General features: G+C 64.1%; 1 pseudogene. It reads left to right on the plus strand.

The features are described from left to right. Positions 1-132: 132 nt before the first annotated feature. A pseudogene (locus tag AC0L2Z_RS35220) lies at positions 133-1,433 on the plus strand (IS5 family transposase); the annotation flags it as partial.

A 1,433-nucleotide genomic window follows, 5' to 3' on the forward strand; every position in this document is an offset into this window, starting at 1 on the left:
CGGATAGCGGCTTTGGAATTGCAGGATTGGCGGTTTATGAGCGCTGTTTTCCTGCAATTCGGTTTTGCGATTCCCTTGTGCTGCGGAGCGTGATTCACTCGGTTCGGCGGCGGCGAATCGAGGGGACGGCGAATGTCCAAGCCACGCGAGAAGCGCGAGACGGGAGAGCAGGATCTGTTCCGCTCCAGGCTCGATCAGATCATCAACATGAAGCACGAGCTGGTGCGGCTGGCGCAGGCGATCGACTGGCCGGTGCTGGAGGAGCGTTTCGGCGCCGTCTATTCGGACGGCCCCGGATGCCGCCGCTGCCGACCCGGCTGATGGCGGGGCTGGCGATCCTCAAGCACACCTTCAACCTGTCGGATGAGGTGCTGTGCGAGCGCTGGGTGGAGAACCCTTACTTCCAGTATCTCACCGGCGAGACGTTCTTTTGCCATACGCTGCCGTTTGACCGCTCCTCGATGACGCGTTGGCGCAGCCGTATGGGCGAGGAGCGGATCGTGGCGCTGTTGCAGGAGAGCCTCAGCCTTGCGATCAAGACCGGGGCGATGAAGCCGGCCGACACGCGCCAGGTCATCGTCGACACGACCGTGCAGCCGAAGAACGTCATGTTCCCGACCGACGCCAAGCTCATCCACCGGGCGCGCGAACGGCTGGTGCGGCTGGCCAAGAGGAAGGGGCTCCATTTGCGCCAGAGCTATATGCGGGTCGGCAAGCTGGCGCTGATCAGCCATCAGCGCTATGCCCACGCCAAGCAGTTCAAGCGGGCGAACAAGGCGCTGCGCAGGCTCAAGACCTATCTCGGCCGGACCATTCGCGACATCTCTCGCCAGATCGCCGGCGATGCGGGGCTGGACGCGCTCTTCAAATGGCCGCTCTACCAGGCGGCCACCGTTCTCGAGCAACGCCAGCGCCAGCGCGGCCGCAAGATCTACAGCCTGCACGCACACGAGGTAGAATGCATCGGCAAGGGCAAGGCGCATATGCCCTACGAGTTCGGGGTGAAGGTGTCGGTGGCCACCACGCTGAAGCGCTCCAAGGGTGGCCAGTTCGCCCTGCATGCAAAAGCACTGCCCGGCAATCCCTATGACGGCCACACGCTGGCAAGCGTCATCCCCGACATGGAAAAGACCATCGGCAACGAGATCGGCCGCATCCTCGCCGATGCCGGCTATCGCGGCCACAACGCACCGCAGAGCCACAAGTTCAGGGTCTTCACCGCCGGCCAGAAGCGCCGCGTCACCCCAGCCATCAAGCGCCAGATGCGGCGGCGGTCGGCGGTCGAGCCCGTCATCGGCCACATCAAGAGCGAACACAGAATGGGCCGCAACTACCTCGCCGGCCAGCAGGGCGACGCCCTCAACGCCATCCTGGCCGCCGCCGGCTACAACTTCTCCCTCCTGCTCAGGTGGCTGAAGGATTTTTTGTCGCTC

Source organism: Mesorhizobium sp. WSM4850, assembly GCF_055811735.1.